Source organism: Acinetobacter sp. YH12138, assembly GCF_015218525.1.
Taxonomy (GTDB): domain Bacteria; phylum Pseudomonadota; class Gammaproteobacteria; order Pseudomonadales; family Moraxellaceae; genus Acinetobacter; species Acinetobacter amyesii.
The window spans coordinates 2,687,142-2,706,023 of the sequence record NZ_CP048670.1; the positions used below are offsets into that span (position 1 = coordinate 2,687,142).

14 protein-coding genes and 1 tRNA gene are annotated in these 18,882 nt (G+C 41.0%); 9 read left to right on the forward strand and 6 right to left on the reverse strand.

Features of this window, described 5'->3' with window-relative positions; genetic code table 11:
- Positions 1-11: 11 nt before the first annotated feature.
- The 4 genes from G0029_RS13000 to G0029_RS13015 form a co-directional block, all read right to left on the reverse strand.
- Positions 12-905: a mitochondrial fission ELM1 family protein gene (locus G0029_RS13000; RefSeq protein ID WP_180109994.1), complete on the reverse strand. Its 894-nt coding sequence runs from the start codon at positions 903-905 to the stop codon at positions 12-14.
- Positions 906-988: 83 nt separating this feature from the next.
- Positions 989-1,915 (reverse strand): branched-chain amino acid transaminase, encoded by a 927-nt coding sequence (locus tag G0029_RS13005; RefSeq protein WP_078191262.1) that lies wholly within the window; start codon positions 1,913-1,915, stop codon positions 989-991.
- Positions 1,916-1,933: 18 nt separating this feature from the next.
- Complete coding sequence (gene glnE, locus G0029_RS13010) at positions 1,934-4,693, reverse strand: bifunctional [glutamate--ammonia ligase]-adenylyl-L-tyrosine phosphorylase/[glutamate--ammonia-ligase] adenylyltransferase (RefSeq protein WP_111885810.1); 2,760 nt, start codon at positions 4,691-4,693, stop codon at positions 1,934-1,936.
- Positions 4,694-4,784: 91 nt separating this feature from the next.
- Positions 4,785-6,071 (reverse strand): sensor histidine kinase, encoded by a 1,287-nt coding sequence (locus G0029_RS13015; protein ID WP_180109995.1) that lies wholly within the window; start codon positions 6,069-6,071, stop codon positions 4,785-4,787.
- A gap of 1,123 nt (positions 6,072-7,194) precedes the next feature.
- On the opposite strand from G0029_RS13015, the gene G0029_RS13020 reads away from it, so the two are divergent.
- Entirely contained in the window at positions 7,195-9,429 is a 2,235-nt protein-coding gene (locus G0029_RS13020; protein ID WP_180109996.1) for an NADP-dependent isocitrate dehydrogenase, read from the forward strand.
- Between the two features lie 81 nt (positions 9,430-9,510).
- Here the strand turns inward: G0029_RS13020 and G0029_RS13025 are convergent, their stop codons facing one another.
- Both G0029_RS13025 and G0029_RS13030 read right to left on the reverse strand, forming a co-directional pair.
- A complete protein-coding gene (locus G0029_RS13025; protein WP_180108090.1) occupies positions 9,511-10,194 on the reverse strand; it encodes a hypothetical protein in 684 nt (227 codons plus the stop codon).
- Positions 10,195-10,340: 146 nt separating this feature from the next.
- Positions 10,341-10,427: transfer RNA gene (locus G0029_RS13030), tRNA-Leu, on the reverse strand.
- 178 nt (positions 10,428-10,605) lie between these two features.
- Between G0029_RS13030 and queA the strand changes: the two genes are divergently transcribed.
- The 8 genes from queA to secF all read left to right on the forward strand — a co-directional run bounded on the left by queA (position 10,606) and on the right by secF (position 18,869).
- The gene (queA, locus tag G0029_RS13035) at positions 10,606-11,646 is read left to right on the forward strand and encodes a tRNA preQ1(34) S-adenosylmethionine ribosyltransferase-isomerase QueA (RefSeq protein WP_180108091.1); all 1,041 of its coding nucleotides are present in this window, start codon (positions 10,606-10,608) and stop codon (positions 11,644-11,646) included.
- A 21-nt stretch (positions 11,647-11,667) separates the two neighbouring features.
- Complete coding sequence (locus tag G0029_RS13040) at positions 11,668-12,696, forward strand: hypothetical protein (protein WP_180108092.1); 1,029 nt, start codon at positions 11,668-11,670, stop codon at positions 12,694-12,696.
- A 54-nt stretch (positions 12,697-12,750) separates the two neighbouring features.
- The gene (locus G0029_RS13045; protein WP_078191268.1) at positions 12,751-13,317 is read left to right on the forward strand and encodes a LemA family protein; all 567 of its coding nucleotides are present in this window, start codon (positions 12,751-12,753) and stop codon (positions 13,315-13,317) included.
- A gap of 82 nt (positions 13,318-13,399) precedes the next feature.
- Positions 13,400-14,296: a DUF4303 domain-containing protein gene (locus G0029_RS13050; RefSeq protein ID WP_180108093.1), complete on the forward strand. Its 897-nt coding sequence runs from the start codon at positions 13,400-13,402 to the stop codon at positions 14,294-14,296.
- Positions 14,297-14,376: 80 nt separating this feature from the next.
- Positions 14,377-15,507 (forward strand): tRNA guanosine(34) transglycosylase Tgt, encoded by a 1,131-nt coding sequence (tgt, locus tag G0029_RS13055; RefSeq protein ID WP_078194179.1) that lies wholly within the window; start codon positions 14,377-14,379, stop codon positions 15,505-15,507.
- Between the two features lie 106 nt (positions 15,508-15,613).
- A complete protein-coding gene (gene yajC / locus G0029_RS13060) occupies positions 15,614-15,943 on the forward strand; it encodes a preprotein translocase subunit YajC (protein ID WP_078191271.1) in 330 nt (109 codons plus the stop codon).
- A 54-nt stretch (positions 15,944-15,997) separates the two neighbouring features.
- Entirely contained in the window at positions 15,998-17,896 is a 1,899-nt protein-coding gene (gene secD, locus G0029_RS13065) for a protein translocase subunit SecD (RefSeq protein WP_111885819.1), read from the forward strand.
- Between the two features lie 10 nt (positions 17,897-17,906).
- Complete coding sequence (secF, locus tag G0029_RS13070) at positions 17,907-18,869, forward strand: protein translocase subunit SecF (protein WP_180004599.1); 963 nt, start codon at positions 17,907-17,909, stop codon at positions 18,867-18,869.
- The last annotated feature ends 13 nt before the right edge of the window (positions 18,870-18,882 follow it).

The following is an 18,882-nucleotide window of genomic DNA, read 5'->3' on the forward strand; positions in this document are numbered from 1 at the left end:
TTATCTATACTTTAGGGACCGAGTACAATCTTTTTGGCGATACGGTCAGTTTCTTTAAATTCGGTAGCGAGATTCAAATCAGTTAAAGTGGTCTGTAACGACACCAAGCCTTGTTTTAAAATTTCATCTACCGACTTGGTAATCCGATCTTCCTTCAATCGATCCACTTCTATCACCCCGACTTTACAACCCGCGGTGAGAGCCTCGTAAATCATTGAAACACTATCTTCAGTTACCCAAACCGCTTCGGCTTTTTGCATTTCTTCGAAAATCCAACCTTGCGGAGTGACTTCAACTGGGAAAATCTGTACTTTTTCAATATTCTTTAACTGTTTTAATTCTGCTAAAAACGCTTTTGGTGTGCGCCGTGAAGTAGTCAAAATGATTTGTGAATTTGAATTCTGCTCGACTATTTGTTCAATCGCTTGGAGTACTTTAGCAGCATTCCACTGATGGCGTTTTGAAGAGCCCCCCAAGGCGATAAGGATTCGACCATGCTGATGCCGCTCCTCATTCACAATAGGATTTAACGCACCCTGTGTGGTCAGTACTTTATTTGATGCCTGAATACCATCGTGCTGTGGAATTACTGCATAATCAAACCATGCAAACGGCAAGCTGGGCTTCATTAAAATAATGGTTTTGGCTTTGTTATATACTTTGCCTAACAGCCATACCCTAAAATGCGTATGGCTGCCGACGCCAAAAATATAAGTTGGCTCGTGTTCTACGGCATGAAGCTGATGGCTAAATAGCGCAGAAATAAGTGTCACTATAGGCAAATCATCAATTGAAATTTCTTGAAATGTGACTGCTTCCTGAGATTGGCGCTGCATGGCTTTAAATAAACCCAAAGCCTGTGAGCGATGTCCTGCTTTACCATCACTGACATAAACAATATGCATAGTCTCGTTCCAAAAAATTCAATATCTTCAAGCCAATAAAAAAGGCGAAACTTAGTTTCGCCTTTTCATCTTAACCGATCAGCTTATTTTACGTAAGTTAACCAGTGCGCATATTTAGGGTCTTTACCCTGAACCGCATTAAAGAATGCAGTTTGGATTTGCTCAGTGATTGGACCACGACAACCTTCACCAATTTGACGGTCATCATATTCACGGATTGGCGTCACTTCAGCAGCAGTACCTGTGAAGAATGCTTCATCAGCGATATAGAATTCGTCACGTGTAATACGACGTTCAACCACTTCAAAACCAAGGTCTTTCGCAATCGTAATAATGGTTTGACGGGTAATACCATCAAGTGCACCACCCGCGATGTCAGGAGTATGAATCACACCATCACGAACTAAGAATACATTTTCGCCTGAACCTTGACATACATAACCTTGTGGATCGAGTAACATTGCTTCGTCATAGCCAGCATGTGCCACTTCTTGGTGTGCAAGAATGGACAAAGTATAGTTACCAGATGCTTTTGCTTTACACATGGTCACGTTTGGATGATGGTGCGTAAATGAAGACGTTTTAACACGAATGCCCTTCGCCATCGCTTCATCACCAAGGTAAGCACCCCAGCTCCATGCAGCAACAACGGCATGAATTGTATTGTCAGTTGCTGCAATACCTAATTTTTCTGAACCAATAAAAATAATTGGACGTAGGTAGCAAGAAGCCAATTTATTTTCACGAACCACATCAATTTGAGCTTGTTCTAATGCTGCATGATCAAATGGGACTTTCATTTGATAAATTTTTGCAGAATTTAATAAACGCTTAGTGTGTTCTTTTAAACGGAAAATAGCCGTTCCATTCGGAGTTTCATAAGCACGGACGCCTTCAAACACACCCATGCTGTAATGCAATGTATGTGTTAATACGTGAGTTTTCGCCTCACGCCAATCAACCAATTGTCCATCTTGCCAAATAAAACCATCACGATCAGCCAAGTTCATGGCACACACTCCAAATTTTTATACACAGTCATTTTTATCCAATGCAAACGTTGCAGTTGGATCAATTAATCTTTGCCATAGCTTGCAAACGACCACTCGGGTATCGTGCCAATCGTCAGCTGAAACTTGCATGGATTGATTCGCAAGTGCTAAACGGTGGCTCTCGGCTCGTTCACGGAGATAAGCTTGAATCAATGCTGTCGCATCGGCGCTGGATAAGCAATCCGTTCTTGCGGCATCCTCAAGGATTCGTACGTTGTCAGAGTAATGGGCGAGATCGGGATTCGACCCACTCCATGCTAATACTGCATACTGTGCCATAAATTCGATGTCAACGATACCACCTGCATCTTGTTTTAAATGAAAAATTCCATCTTTTTGCTGCTCTTTAGAAGAACCTAGATGGTCTTTCATTTTTTGGCGCATTTTAAGCACTTCTGCACGAACATTGTTCTCATCTCGTGGCTGAGTCAAAATATTGCAGCGCAAGTTTTCAATTTCAATCCGTAAACTGTGCTCACCTGCAATCGTTCTGGCACGTACTAAAGCTTGATGCTCCCAGACCCAAGCATTTTTATGTTGATATTGCTCAAAGGCTTTTAAGCTGGTCACCAATAAACCCGCCTCTCCCGAAGGTCGTAAACGTGTATCCACCTCATACACTCGACCATCTAGGGTTTGCGTGGTCATTAAGGACATAAATTTTTGTGCAACCCGCATGGCAAATTCAAAGCCACTAATTGGTTTCTGTCCATCGGTATCCGCTTGTTCGTCCATATAGTGAATAAACACCAAATCCAAGTCCGAACCATAACCCAGCTCGATGCCACCCACCTTGCCATAGCCAATTACCGCGAAAGCCGTGTGATCAATCGAACAACGCTGCCCTTCTGCATCGATTGGATAACCATGTTTTTTGGCAACAATTTGATATGCCAAATGCAAGGTTGCATTCACAGACACTTCAGCAATATCGGTCAATGCATCCGATACTTTCATCAACGGGCTTTCGGCCAAAACATCACTAGCAGCTACTGCTAAGACATTGGATTTTTTAAATAATCGAAGAACACGCATCTGATCTTCAACTTGATCAATTTCAATTCGAAGCAGTTGTTGACGTAGAGAGTCTTCTAAATCCTTACGCTTTGGCAGCTCAAAATCCATCGATAAAAACTCATCCAACAGCACGGGATAATGCGTCAATTCTTCGCAGATCCACGGACTCACTGTTGCCATTTTCACTAATCGTTGTAATGCCCCTTTGCTCTCAATCAGCATCACCAAATAGACCGTACGGCGCAGCACCGACTCCACCAAAGGCATGAGACGTAGTAAGGCCACCTGAGGTTTATCGGACTGTAATATCGCCTCAATGAGATGTGGCCAAAAAGTTTTTAAACGCTGTACTGCTTTGGCAGGTAATTTTTTCAGCGCATGCCCATACCAAAATTCGTGAATTAAATTTTTGGCATCATCATCTAAAACATCATTTAACTGTGCTTCTAAATGACTAAAGCTTTCCAATAACGGATCGGGTTCTTTTTCTTTAATAAGATGTTCAAACTGGTAAATGACTTTGGCACGTTTCTGATTGAGCACATTCAAAAAGTCATCCCAAGATGCAAAACCTAAAGTATCTAAAATACGTTGGCGTGGTTCAGGCTCATGTGGCAACGATTGGGTTTGCTGATCATTGAGCGCTTGTATCGCATGTTCAATACGACGTAAAAATAAATACGCATCTTCTAAATCAGCAACCGCGGTATTTTCTAATAATCCAACTTCACCTAAATGATGCAGACTCACTAAACATTGACGGTCTTGCAACTCGAGTTTTGAACCGCCATAGATGAGCTGAAAGACTTGAACAATAAACTCTACTTCACGAATTCCGCCTGCACCGAGTTTAATATCATCTTCGATATTACGACGTAGCACTTCACGTTCGATCATGGCTTTCATGTCACGCATAGCTTCGAAAGCGGTGTAATCGACATATTTGCGGAAGACGAAAGGTCGGGTCATTTCCAGTAACTCGGCGCCTTCTTTACCGCCCGTGACGATCCGTGCCTTAATCCAGGCATAGCGTTCCCATTCGCGTCCATGCTGGCTTAAATATTTTTCTAATGCCGCATGACTGATTGCCAAGGCAGAACCATCGCCCCATGGGCGAAGGCGCATATCTACACGGAAGACAAAACCATCTGCGGTAATATGGTCAAGCAAGTAAATTAATTTCTGGCCCCATAAAATACAGAACTGCTGCACATCAATACATTTTCGACCGTTGGTTTCACCCTGTTCATCAAAGGCAAAAATAAGATCAATATCACTTGAAAGATTAAGTTCCTGCGCACCCAGTTTTCCCATGGCAACCACAATCAGGTCTTGAACTTTCCCCTTATAGCTTAGCGGTTCGCCATATTTCGCGATCAACGGCTTTAGTGCAAAATCTTTTGCCGCACAGATGGATGCATCGGCAAAGTCTGAAAGCTCTCGAGTTAAGGTGACGACATCGGTGAGTTGATTGGCATCTTGCCAAATCCAACGAAACATCAGACGTGCGCGCAGCACACGAATTGCACGCATCCAGCTATTTTCATCTTGGATATCGGCAAGGCTGCTTACGACAAAATGTTGAATTTGTGCTGTACTGAGCGAGGTTTGAAACTGATCAATTGCATAGTCTTGTTCTAAACTGGCCTGATGGATTCCGAGCACCTGTTCAGCATATTGACTGGCACGTAATGTTTTCTGCAATTGCTCCGTATTCATTTCACAAACCCTAGCGTGATTTTTTCTAGTTATAACAGTTGATAACGCTTAGGGAAAAGTATTTTTAGGCTTTTATACCAATAGACGCGCTTTAAAGCTCGCTTAAGGTCGCATCTTTCTGTGCATTGCAGCTCTCGGTACTTAGGGTTTGATGCAGACTTGTCGCCTTTGGCAGCCAGACTTTAAATTGTGTGCCTTCACCTTCTTTCGAGTTCACCACAATTTCACCCTGATTCAAGTCCACAAAGCGCTTACACAGCACTAAACCCAACCCCGTACCACGCTCTCCTGCCGTACCTTTAATACTAACCGTGAGTTTTTGCTGAAATAAATCTTCAATCTGAGCTTGGGTCATACCCAATCCCGTATCTTGAATGGTGAATAAAATCCGTTCACCATCTTGTTCGGCAGAAATCGTCACCACACCTCGTCCATCGGTATGAGTAAATTTCAATGCATTTGACACCAAATTTTGCATCACTGATGTGATCATATTGATATCTGCATTGACTTTAATGCCTTCAGGCACGGCATTGATCAGTCGAATATTTTTCTTCACAGCCAAGCTATTTAAGACATCACTGACAATTTTTGCAGACTGATGTAAATCAAAATTAATCGGGTGATAAACAAAGCGACCACCTTCTGCCATAGCCCAGTTCAACAGGCTTTCTAAGAGGTTATACGTCGACTGTGTGGTGTCATATAAATAGTCTGCAATATTTTGCACACTTGAATCATCTAAGGTATTGCGTTCCTGCGCCAAAACCTCTGAAAAACCCAGTAGACCATGAAAAGGTGCTCTTAAATCATGCGCAATAATTTGGAAAAATTTAGTCTTACTAAAATTCAGTGCCGACTGCTGTTCATAGGCTTCTTTTAATTCGGCATTTTCAACACGGAGTTGAATGATGTTGACTAGACTTTGTACAAATTCTTCAACGATCTTTAATTGTTTGGCTTCAAATGCAGTGACTTGATCATCGAATAAAATAACTTTACCGATAGATTCTTGATCATATTTTAAATCGAAAGCGACTAAACGCTGATGCCCTAATCCAAGTTCTTGCATATAGTTGGAATAAGCTTGGTAATTTTCAGCGTCGCGGTCTATACGAGAACGTTCAGCAAAAAACTGATCTAGACGATCATCATCAGCTTCGGCCATAAATGCCTTAAATATGTGCTCTGAGGCATACCATATATAAGGTTCATTTTTAAATGCGAGGACAGCATTATCGACTTGCACAATACCACGCGCGAACTTTAAAAATTCTGCAATGCGGTTGTCGTCGGTATAAACCCCCATCAATAAAGACAAACGACAGGCAGTTAATAATTCGGTTTGTGTACCAATATCCAGTAAACGTAAAGCCATCCCGTTGCTCTCCTCAGGGTTTATCTTAAAGATAAAAACCAACTGTTATGTTCAAGATTAATAGCAAAAATAGCCCAAACACTCAATAACAAAACCCAACAAAAAAACAAACATCATTTACGAATGCACTATTTAATTGAACTTTCATCCAATTAGAAAATAAAAATATCTATAAAGAACATAACATTAAAGGTAAAACAAAAATTAAAACAATAAAATTAGAAACTTAAATTAATTTAAATTTTATTGACTGTTTATTTTAAATCGCACTTTTCGCGTTTTATTCAAACTAAAAAACATGACCAAAAGAAATATTCACTTACATAAGACCTAAAAAACTAGGCTTAATTTTCTTTAACTACATCACAAAAAACAGTGAGTTTTATGACTATTCTATGACCAGATTGCTCATCAGGATGCTCGTTTCAGTCAGCTACACTAAATGAATCTATTTTTAAGTTTTTCTATTAGACTAATTTATTAGTTTTTATCAGTTATGTGTGTCATTTGAGCATTAAACCATACTTGCTTGCTTTTACTTTATTAAACTGAGCTAAAGATTCGTTTCATGCTTCTACTGCACATGAACTCATTCACCCAAATGACTGAAGCTGAAAAAGTGCCATGCCTTATTCATCAGATATATAAGTTAGTGCATAAACATTCCATCAGCGCTCAAAGTCAAATAGAGCATTGAACTCACGTCGTTCTTTTATAAAGTCACAGATCCTGACTAATTTTCGAACTTACGCACCAAATCTACACCTAAAAGCTAAGGCTTTCGGTTTGACCTGTCCTACGCTTTGCTTTACAACTAAATTTCGAACGAGCCATAAAGAACAGATCAGCCCCAAGAAAACGATATAAATTTAATTGTTCAATAGCTTTAAGCTATGAATAACAAGCTTTCAATATTCCCCTTCTCGGTTTTGCGCTAAAATTGGGCGTCAAACTGCACTTCTTTTGTATCATTTTTCTACGAAATGACCACATCACAGGATCTTGCGTTGACTGAAAAGCAATGAACCCCGATACTTTCATAGTTTTATTTAAGCAAATCGGTTCATAGAGGCGAGCCACAAGCTCGGACCTCAAAGACACAATCTAAAGCAAGGGGCTATATATGGCTGGTGGAAAGTCAACTATCATCTACACACTGACCGACGAGGCGCCATTATTGGCGACTTACTCTCTGCTGCCGATCATTGAAACCTTTACTAAACCTGCTGGCGTTGAAATCGTTAAACGCGATATCTCAGTTGCAGCACGTGTACTCGCTGAATTTTCAGACTACCTAAGCGAAGAACAAAAGGTGCCAAATAACTTGGCAGAGCTTGGACAATTAACCCAAGATCCAAGCACAAACATTATCAAACTTCCGAACATCAGTGCTTCAGTTGGCCAATTAACTGCTTGCATTAAAGAATTACAGTCTAAAGGTTTTGCAATTCCGAACTACCCAGAAAACCCAGCGACTGAGGAAGAAAAAGAAATCAAGGCACGTTATAGCAAATGTCTAGGTTCTGCTGTAAATCCTGTACTTCGTGAAGGTAACTCTGACCGTCGTGCGCCTACTGCAGTAAAAAATTACGCGAAGAAACATCCGCACTCTATGAGCGAATGGAAACAGTGGTCACAAACTCACGTTTCTCACATGGACGAAGGTGACTTCTACCACGGCGAAAAGTCTATGACTTTAGACCGCGCTCGCAATGTAAAAATGGAATTGATCACTAAGTCTGGTGAAACTGTTGTTCTTAAGCCAAAAGTTGCGCTTCAAGATGGCGAAATCATCGACTCAATGTTCATGAGCAAAAAAGCACTTTGCGACTTCTATGAAAAAGAATTAGATGATTGTAAAGAAGCTGGCATTTTGTTCTCTCTACATGTAAAAGCGACGATGATGAAGGTGTCTCACCCAATCGTTTTCGGTCACTGTGTGAAGATTTACTACAAAGAAGCATTCGAAAAACACGGCAAATTGTTTGATGAGTTAGGTATTAACATCAACAACGGGATGTCTGGTCTTTACGAAAAAATTGAAACTCTTCCGACTTCTCTTCGTGAAGAAATCATTGCTGACTTACATGCTTGCCAAGAACACCGTCCTGCACTTGCAATGGTTGACTCTGCAAAAGGCATCACGAACTTCCACTCACCTAATGACGTAATTGTAGATGCATCTATGCCTGCAATGATCCGTGGTGGCGGTAAAATGTGGGGTGCTGACGGCAAACAGTACGACTGTAAAGCTGTAATGCCTGAATCTACTTTCGCGCGTATCTACCAAGAAATGATCAATTTCTGTAAATGGAATGGTAACTTTGACCCACGCACTATGGGTACAGTTCCTAACGTTGGTTTGATGGCGCAAAAAGCTGAAGAATACGGCTCACACGACAAAACTTTCGAAATCGCTGAAGCGGGTGTTGCAAACATCACCGACCTAGAAACTGGTGAAGTGTTGATGTCACAAAACGTGGAAGAAGGCGATATCTGGCGTATGTGCCAAGTGAAAGACGCTCCAATCCGTGACTGGGTGAAACTTGCTGTGACTCGTGCACGCAACTCAGGAATGCCTGCGATCTTCTGGCTTGACCCGTACCGTCCACACGAAAACGAACTCATCAAGAAAGTTCAAACTTACTTGAAAGAGCACGACACTACTGGTTTAGACATTCAAATCATGTCTCAAGTACGTGCTATGCGTTATACACTTGAACGTGTTGCTCGCAGCCTAGATACAATTTCTGTAACTGGTAACATCCTACGTGACTACCTAACAGACTTGTTCCCAATCATGGAGCTTGGTACTTCTGCGAAAATGCTTTCTATCGTGCCTCTAATGGCTGGTGGCGGCATGTACGAAACTGGTGCGGGTGGTTCTGCGCCTAAACACGTACAACAACTTGTAGAAGAAAACCACTTACGTTGGGATTCTTTAGGTGAGTTCTTGGCACTTGCTGTTTCTCTTGAAGAAATGGGCATCAAAGAAGACAACGCGAAAGCTAAACTTCTTGCAAATACACTTGATGCTGCGACTGGTAAATTGCTTGACAATGACAAGTCTCCATCACGTCGTACTGGCGAACTTGACAACCGTGGCAGCCACTTCTACCTTGCTAAATACTGGGCTGAAGAACTTGCTGCGCAAGACGAAGATGCAGAGCTTAAAGCGAAATTCGCTCCTCTTGCTCAAGCACTTGCTGAAAACGAAGAAAAAATCGTTGCAGAACTTGCTGAAGTTCAAGGTAAAGCCGCGGACATCGGTGGTTACTACGCTGTAGATACAGCAAAAGTAAATGCTGTAATGCGTCCAAGCGCAACTTTAAATGCTGCTCTTGAGGCTGCTCAATAAGTTGATGCAAAACTAACGCAAGTTAGTGATGTAAAAAAACCAGCGCGAAAGCGCTGGTTTTTTTGTGACAAACTAATAATTTCAAAATTGCTTATCATTCCGACTCAATAGAATTATAGTTCTAGGTTTTTCCATTGCTTTATATTTTTCATCAGCTTCTTTTAATTCTTTAACAAAATCAGATGCACTTTGCAGTTTATCCTCAAATACCAAGCATAAAAGTGCCAATGCAATCAAAATAAAAGAAACAAAAATAAATACGATATTAACAATAACTTGAACACCTATAGAATTAATTACCACCCATAAAAGCATCCCTTCTATAAAGGCAAAAATAAAATATCCAGCTATAAACAAATAGCGCCTAGGAGTTGAACCAAGATTCAGGAAAGGTTTTATTAATAAATCTTTCGACAAATCTAAGGTTTGTCTTTTCTTATAAATAATGTATTTAACGCCATCGTCAAATAACAAAATCATACGATCAAAATTAATTAAATAATTCTGATGAAGCTCTATTAGCCTATTGACTAAGTTATGATCCACATTTGGGCTTTTAGCAAGATTCTGCGCCGCCCTATCCAAAACAAGCTGATTTGTTTGTCCACGCTCATAATACTTTTCAAAATATTGGACACTAGAAGCAAGCCTATCTGAAATTTTCTTATGTTTTAAACTTGTAATTTCATGTCTTTTTAAAAATAACGTAATAATAGTTATAAAAATACCTGCGATAGGAGCTATAAGCTTCCAATCAATTTCCATTTATGCATCTCAACATAATAAATTTAGATAGATACATGATTTAACATTAGTTTTAAACGATGAAAAGCCTTTCTCATTTATAATTTTTTAATTAACAGGCAATAAAAAACCCCAAGTCTTAATAAGCTTGGGGTCTTTTAGAATTTTGGTCCCGAGGGTCGGACTCGAACCGACACATCATCTCTGATAGTGGATTTTGAATCCACCGCGTCTACCAATTTCACCACCTCGGGAAGGTGTTGAAACGTATAATAAACTGTTTCAAAAACTTGTCAACGCATGATGTTCTCATTTGATTAAAAATAAACCGTATAAGAATTTTTAGATGGATAATCCATCAATTTCAGCGTTAAAACCTAAAAAAGCTTATACTAAGCCAAATTTCATTATCTCCTTTTCAGATTTCTTAACATGCAACTTTCTGACTTTAACTTCAATCTCCCTGACGAACTCATTGCCCGCTATCCGCTTGAAACACGTAGTGCATCACGCCTGCTCCATCTCGACCTCAATGGCGAATATCACGACCATCATTTCACTGACATTTTAGACTTGCTCAATGAAGGTGACTTATTGGTACTAAACGATACCAAAGTGATGAAAGCCCGCTTGAAAGGCAAACGAGCAACTGGCGGTGCAGTTGAAGTCTTAGTTGAACGTATTCTTGACCCAAAAACCGCACATTGCCACATTAAAGCCAGTAATACGCCTAAAGAAGGTGCGGAGTTATTTATTGGTCCAGACGAAGTTAAAGTGACCGTTCAAGGCCGTCATGAAAACTTATTTGTTGTGGAATTTTCACAGCCTATTTTACAAGTTTTAGATTTATACGGTGCTTTACCGATTCCGCCTTACTTTAACCGTGAAGCAGAAGCGATTGATACCGAACGTTATCAAACCGTGTTTAACGACCCAACCAAATTGGCGTCTGTCGCAGCACCAACAGCCAGCTTACATTTTGATGAAGCGCTACTCAAAAAATTGGCGGACAAAGGCGTAAATAAAACCTTTGTTACCTTGCATGTGGGTGCTGGTACATTCTTACCCGTGCGCACCAATGACATTGAAAATCACATCATGCACAGCGAATGGTGTGACGTATCAGAAGAATCTATGGCTTTAATCCGTGAGACAAAAGCACGTGGCAATAAAGTCATTGCTGTCGGTACTACAGCGACTCGTGCGACTGAAAGTGCCGCTCAAGCCAATGGCGGCGAACTCAAGGGTTGGACTGGTGATACACAAATCTTTATCTACCCAGGTTATGAGTTCAAAGTAGTCGATCGTTTAATTACCAACTTCCATTTACCTGAATCTACCTTGCTCATGTTAGTGTCAGCGTTGTCCAGTCGAGACAATATTTTGAATGCCTATCACCATGCCGTCGAAAGCCAATATCGCTTCTTTAGTTATGGTGATGCGATGTTAATTGATAATATTAACCATCAATAACCATGCGATGACTTAGTCCCCATGCCGATCGATTCTGTAAAGCACTCCATCCATATTCGTCGTAAGAAGAATGCTGTGGTTTTTCAGAATATCGCTCGGCTCTGGGATATAGGCCGAAACGCCAAAACTCACCAAGAACTCCTCGATGGACTGCATCCATGGAATGCACCCATTACGCTCAAATTTGAAAATTTACTCCCCCTAGCTTTAGCTGCGCTGGGTATCGGCTTCATGCTATTTATTGTGATTCAGCCCAATCATGGCTGGGCACAGCTCTGCTTTGCAGCGGGCTTGGCCATGGTGTTCTGGGCTTATATCAGCTATGAAAAAGATGATCCGCTCGAAGAAGTTATTGCGTTTTTAGAAACCGAATGCATCGCAAAAAAATACCAACTGGCTTTTAACCGACAGCCTCAATACATTTCGATGCCACTGAATAATCTACAATTTATTGGCAATCTTAAACGTATGTTCCCCGTGTTTAAACAAGGCAGCCTTTCGAATGATATTCAGACCTTCGCGAGCACCGTTTGGGAAGACGAAAATCAGCAACAGTATCAAGTCATGGTCTTTCATTATCATTATGTGAATGAACTGAAGGTACGTGACAAAGACGGTGATGAAGTCACGGTTAAAGAAATTCATAAAGACCTGTGGGGCGTATTTGTTTTTGATATTGGTATCCATGGTCTTGCCGTATCTGCAACAGGCAAAAACTTTGGCTATCCTTATAGTTTTCCTTGGCACAGCAGCGACATTCAAACTAATCAAAAATTAAAGTTTTATGGCGAAAACCAAATGGAAATCGCTAAATTGCTCAGCCCAGGCTTTGTCCTCCGACTAGCGGATTTTTTTCAAAACCGTGAAGGTGATCTGCTATTTCATCCGAGCCACCGCATAATGTGCTATCTTGGCTCTACAGATTTATTTAAAGTCAGTAGTAAAGCAAAACGAATTCAAGATGTTTCGGCATTGCGTGGGCATCTTAGAACCTTTAAATTAAATGCTTTAGAAAATTTGAAAAACGACTTAACGCAGTTTTTAAAATAGATTTCATACAATAATGTTTTAAATTACGACCTTTTATCTTGAGGATAAAATTTTATGGGGCTTTTGATCTTTGTTTTAATCATCATTGCATTGGTGATTGGCGCAATCATGATTCGCAACAACATTGTCCGACATCACAATGCAACCATTCGTGCATGGTCAGATGTAGCCAGCTATGAACGTCAAAAAATCAAAATTTTAGATGGATTACAGCCTTTGGTTGAGCAATATTCCAATTTTGAACAAGGGACTTTGGCAAAAGTCACTGAACTCCGTCAAAACATTATGAATTTGAACGTAAACAGTACCGATGTCAGCCAATTACAGCGTATTGAAGCCTTAAATCAAGATTTAATGCGCAGCCTGAATGTTGTGGTTGAAAACTATCCAGAGCTCAAAGCCAATGATATTTATCTGAAAATGATGAATGAAATTGAAGAACAAAACGAAAATGTCGGTGCGGCGATTACTATTTTTAACCGCAACGTTGAGTTGTTCAACAACCACATTCAAGTGTTTCCTAACAATATTATTAATACGCTATTGCTGAGTAAAAAAGCGGTTCGCCCTTTCCGCGATCAAGCTGCCAGCCAAAATTTTGATTATCGTCCGAACTTTTAAGTTCGGGCTTTAATGCACAAAAGTAAAAAAAAATAATGATGAGGTGATCAAGCACCTCCAAAACTAGAAAGAAAAATAAAATATGCAAAATCAAATTAATGCACTGAAAAATGTGCTGATTCAGGCGTTTTTCAAACTCTATGAGCAGCACCAAGACGACCATATTTACGCATGTACGTTGGTGTTCAATCCCTATTTGTCCATGGACTATATCGCAGTCTCTACGCAGCGTAGTATTTTTGCCGAAGATGAAGATTCTGCTCAATATCTTGCAACGCATGATCGATGGAATGTATCTAAATGGCGCTATCGTAGCCTACCGTCTTTAAGTCAAGACTTGGCGCAGTTTAAACTGACATCTGTAAATGAAGTGGGCCATTTAAACTTTGATTCATCTTCTATAGAAAGTACGATAAAGTCTGAGTCAACTAACCATCTTTCAATCTTGCTCAATGCCCTACAACAAACAAAAATCGACTTGGTTCAGTCCTACGGCATAGAACTGGACAATATTCTGTTTTTTATCACGGTCCCGACACAGCCCGAAATAGGAATTTATTCAGCTCAGGTTTTAAATACTCCAAGCACACAACTTGACGATTTTCTCAAATCCAAACAACCCCTACAACTCGACAGCTTACCTAAACGTATGAAGCTGTCTCAGTATGATAAAGACCTACTGATTGATTTGGCTCAAATCGTTGAAATACAACCTTATAACTATTTACATGTAGCTAATGAAGTCTATCTTTTAAGCTTAGAAAAAAGCTATGCAACCACGAATCCGTATATTCAAAAGCTTATTGACAGTATCGTGGCCATGACATCGGACCCGAAAGGCACATTTGCGATGGAAAAAGAAGAAATTTTGCAGCGAATTAACCAGTTCTATTTTAATGCCAAGAGTTCAGATGAAGCCTTGTCACAAGAAGCGATCTATAAATTTACAGACTTAACACCCGACAAAGCTAGCGTTTAACCGCAGAATCAAGGAAAATAGAGCACTTTTAGCACTCTTACCATCAGCGAACTGTTTTTTCGCCTTGATCTGGACCTTGTATGAAGTTTGAAAAATTGGCGCAATCGGGCCGTGCTCGTCGCGGCCGTTTAACCCTTGAACATGGTGTCGTTGAAACACCTATGTTCATGCCTGTCGGTACTTACGGTACTGTAAAAGGCATGCTCCCACGTGACATTAAAGAAATTAAATCCCAAGTTATTTTGGGCAATACCTTCCATTTATATCTACGTCCAGGCCTAGATGTCATTCGTGAACATGGTGGCTTACACCAATTCATGAAATGGAATAACCCGATTTTGACAGATTCAGGCGGTTTCCAAGTCTTCAGCCTTGGCGCTATGCGCAAAATTAAAGAAGAGGGCGTGACTTTCCGCTCTCCGATTGATGGCTCTAAAGTCTTTTTATCTCCTGAAATTTCGATGGATATTCAGCACACACTGAATTCAGACATCGTGATGATTTTTGATGAATGTACGCCTTATCCTGCGACACATGAAGAAGCGCAAAAATCACTGCAGCTTTCATTGCGTTGGGCGAAACGTTGTAAGACTCAACATCATGACGTGCTGAAAAACCGTAATGCACTATTTGGTATTATCCAAGGCGGCATGTATGAAGATTTACGTGATGAATCTTTAAATGGTCTGAAAGAAATTGATTTTGATGGTTATGCCATTGGTGGCTTGTCTGTTGGCGAACCTAAAGAAGAAATGATCAAAGTATTGGATTATCTTCCAGAGAAAATGCCTGCGGATAAACCACGTTACTTGATGGGTGTCGGTAAACCAGAAGATATCGTAGAAGCTGTTCGTCGCGGTGTCGATATGTTTGACTGTGTGATGCCAACTCGAAATGCACGTAATGGTCATTATTTTGTGACCGACGGTTTAGTGCGTATTCGTAATGCCAAATATCGTCATGATCAAAGTCCGCTTGACCCACATTGCGACTGTTATACCTGTACAAACTTCACCAAATCTTATCTCTTCCATCTTGAGAAATGCGGCGAAATGCTCGGTTCGATGCTCGGTACTATTCATAACTTACGTTATTACCTACGTCTAACTGAAGCGATGCGTGATGCTCTCGATCATGGCACTTTTGATGAGTTTGTTGAAGACTTTTATCGTCGTCGCGGCATGGAAGTGCCACCTTGTCCTCAAGATTAATTCTTTCAGCATTTGCGCTGAAGAAAAAGACAAGGTAAATTGCTGAACAAGTCCAATTTATTTATCAAAGTATTGATAACCAGTTTTTTTAGTTTAGGAAAATGAAATGAGCCTTTTTATTTCTACTGCTCACGCGGCAGGTGAAGCAGCACAGCAACCAAGCATGATGGCAAACCTGTTGATGATTGCGGTATTTGTCGCAATCTTCTACTTCTTGATCTGGCGCCCTCAATCAAAACGTGCAAAAGAACATCGTGCACTAATTGAAAGCCTAGGTGTTGGTAGTGAAGTTGTTTTTGCGGGCGGTTTAATGGGTAAAATCACAAAAATCGAAGGTGATTTTGCAGTTGTTGAACTGAACCGTGGCGTAGAAGTAAAAGTACAACGCGCAAGTGTGATTTCAGTTCTGCCTGAAGGCACTCTAAATAACCTTTAATCAAAAAATAAGTCGTGCACCCGCACGGCTTTTTTCATTTTAAGAAGAAAACGAATGCGTTACCCAGCATGGAAATATCTACTGATTCTAGTGGTACTAGTCATCAGTACATTATATGCCCTGCCAAGTTTGTATCCTGATGAACCTGCTGTTCAAATTTCAGGTGCCAAAGCCGGTACCCAGATTGATCAAAGCATCGTACAAAAAGCAGAGCAGATTTTAAAATCTGAAAATATTGCCAGCCATGACAATAGCTTCACCAATAATGCCGCTTTATTACGTGTTGATTCGAGCGAACAACAATTAAAAGCGAAAGAAGCACTACGTCGTGGGCTCGGTGAAAATTATGTCGTCGCACTGAACCTTGCGCCTACTACCCCAGAATGGCTACAAAAAATTGGTGCTAAACCAATGAAGCTGGGTCTGGATTTACGTGGTGGTGTACATTTCCTACTCGAAGTGGATATGGATAAAGCCATTTCACAACGTATGGAAACGTCTGCGGCTGACTTACGTCGCCAACTTCGTGACAATAAATTAAAATTCAATAGCTTATCTTTGAACAACAACACCATTACGATGCAATTTGCAAATAATGATGACCGTTCTGCAGCTATGGATTTCCTTCGTCGTAACGGCAATGAATATACTCAACAAGCGGTTGCAACAACTGAAGGTTCGACTCTTCGTCTAAGCTACACAGATACACGTAAACAAGAAATTCAGTCTTATGCTGTCAACCAAAACTTAACAACTTTACGTAACCGTATTAACGAGTTAGGTGTAGCGGAAGCATTAGTACAAACTCAAGGTAGCAATCGTATTGTGGTTGAATTACCGGGTGTGCAAGATACTGCTGAAGCAAAACGTGTACTTGGTCGTACTGCGAACCTTGAGTTCCGCTTAGTTTCTGACTTAAATGATCAATATATCGATCCTTACACAGGTCAAGCAAAAGGCTCATTACCGCCAGGTACAGAAGCATTTGCTTATGAATCTTTGGACAGCGGTCGTCAATTATTGCTTAACCGTAACCGTATCTTAACGGGTGAACGTGTACAAAACGCGTCATCAGGCTTTAGCCAAGATACAGGTGGTGCTGAAGTAAACATTACTTTGGACACTGCGGGCGGTAAGTTGATGTCTGAAGCCACTCGTAATGCTGTAGGCAAACGAATGGCAGTTTTGTTCATCGAGAACAAACAAAAAATTAGTTATGTTGCAGATCCTGCAACAGGTACACAAACTGAAGTTCGTACACCTTATACCGAATCTGTGGTCATCAATGCGGCAACGATTCAAGCTGTATTAGGTTCTCAGTTCCGTATTACTGGTCTAGATTCACCTCAAGAAGCGTCTGAACTTGCATTGATGTTACGTGCAGGTGCATTAGCAGCGCCAATGTACTTCGTGGAAGAACGTGTGATTGGTCCGAGTCTCGGTCAAGAAAACATCGACAAAGGTGTATTATCAACTCAAATCGGTTTCTTATTGGTTGCGATTTGGATGGTGGTCTTCTTCCGTGTGTTTGGTTTGATTGCCAACTTTGCACTCGTGGTTAACCTTGCCATGATTTTAACCATCATGTCTTGGATTGGCGCGTCCCTCACCCTTCCGGGTATTGCAGGTATCGTGATTACCATTGGTATGGCGGTCGACGCCAACGTACTGATCTGTGAGCGGATACGAGAAGAAATTAAATGGGGTGCCTCGCCGAAACAGGCGATTGTTGCGGGTTATGATCGTGCGTATAACACCATCTTTGACTCCAACTTAACCACATTCTTGGTTGCTTTCATTCTGTTTGCAATTGGTACAGGCCCGATTAAAGGCTTCGCGGTTACCCTAATGATTGGTATTGTGTGCTCGATGTTCACAGCGATTACCGTGACACGTGCAATCGTACAAATCATTTATGGTAAAAAACGTAACCTGAAGAAGTTGAGCATTTAGGAGATCGAAAATGACTGAAAATACTCAACCGAAACAATACGGCCGTCCGGACAACGAGCGCATTATTCCATTTATGAAGATTGCCAAACCGGCAGCCTTTATATCGATTATTTTAACGCTCGCAAGTATCTTTTTTATTTGCACCAAAGGTCTAAACCTCGGTTTGGACTTTACTGGCGGTGTGGCAGCAGAGTTGAACTATAGTCAACCAGTAAAATCTACCGATGTGAGCTCAGCGCTGACAAAAGCTGGTTTTAAAGACCCTGTGGTACAAACCTTAGGATCTGACCGCGACCTGATGGTTCGTATGCCAGTTCAAAAAGACATTGAAGCTGAAGACTTAACCAAAGCCATTACGACTGCCGCTCAATTGCCGGGCAATAAAGCAGAAGTGCATAAAGTCGATGTGGTGGGTGGTCAAGTCGGTAATGAACTCTACGTGCGTTCTGCTGGCGCTGTAGGTCTTGCCCTACTGCTCATGCTGGTTTATGTCACTATTCGCTTTGAATTCAAACTTGCGATGGGTGCTGTACTGTCTTTATTCCACGATATCGTGGTAACCATTGGTATCTTTGCCATGATGCAGTGGCCGTTTGACTTAACAGTTTTGGCTGCGCTACTCGCAATTATTGGTTTCTCGCTCAACGATAACATCGTTGTATCTGACCGTATTCGTGAAAACTTCCGTAAGATTCGCGGTGCTGAACCTCTTGAAGTTGTGAACAGTGCTTTGACTGAAACACTTCGCCGTACCATTCACACCTCTATGACACTGTTACTGGTTGTTGTAGCAATGATGGTACTGGGCGGTGATGGTCTAAAATGGTTCTCTGTTGCAATGTTTGTTGGTGTATTTGTGGGTACATATTCATCAATCTACATTGGTACAGCCTTCGCGTTATGGCGTGGCCTGAACCGTCAAGACTTCATTGTACAAGTGAAGCCTGAATTTGAAGAAGAAGAGATTCCTTAAGCTTTTCAACTTA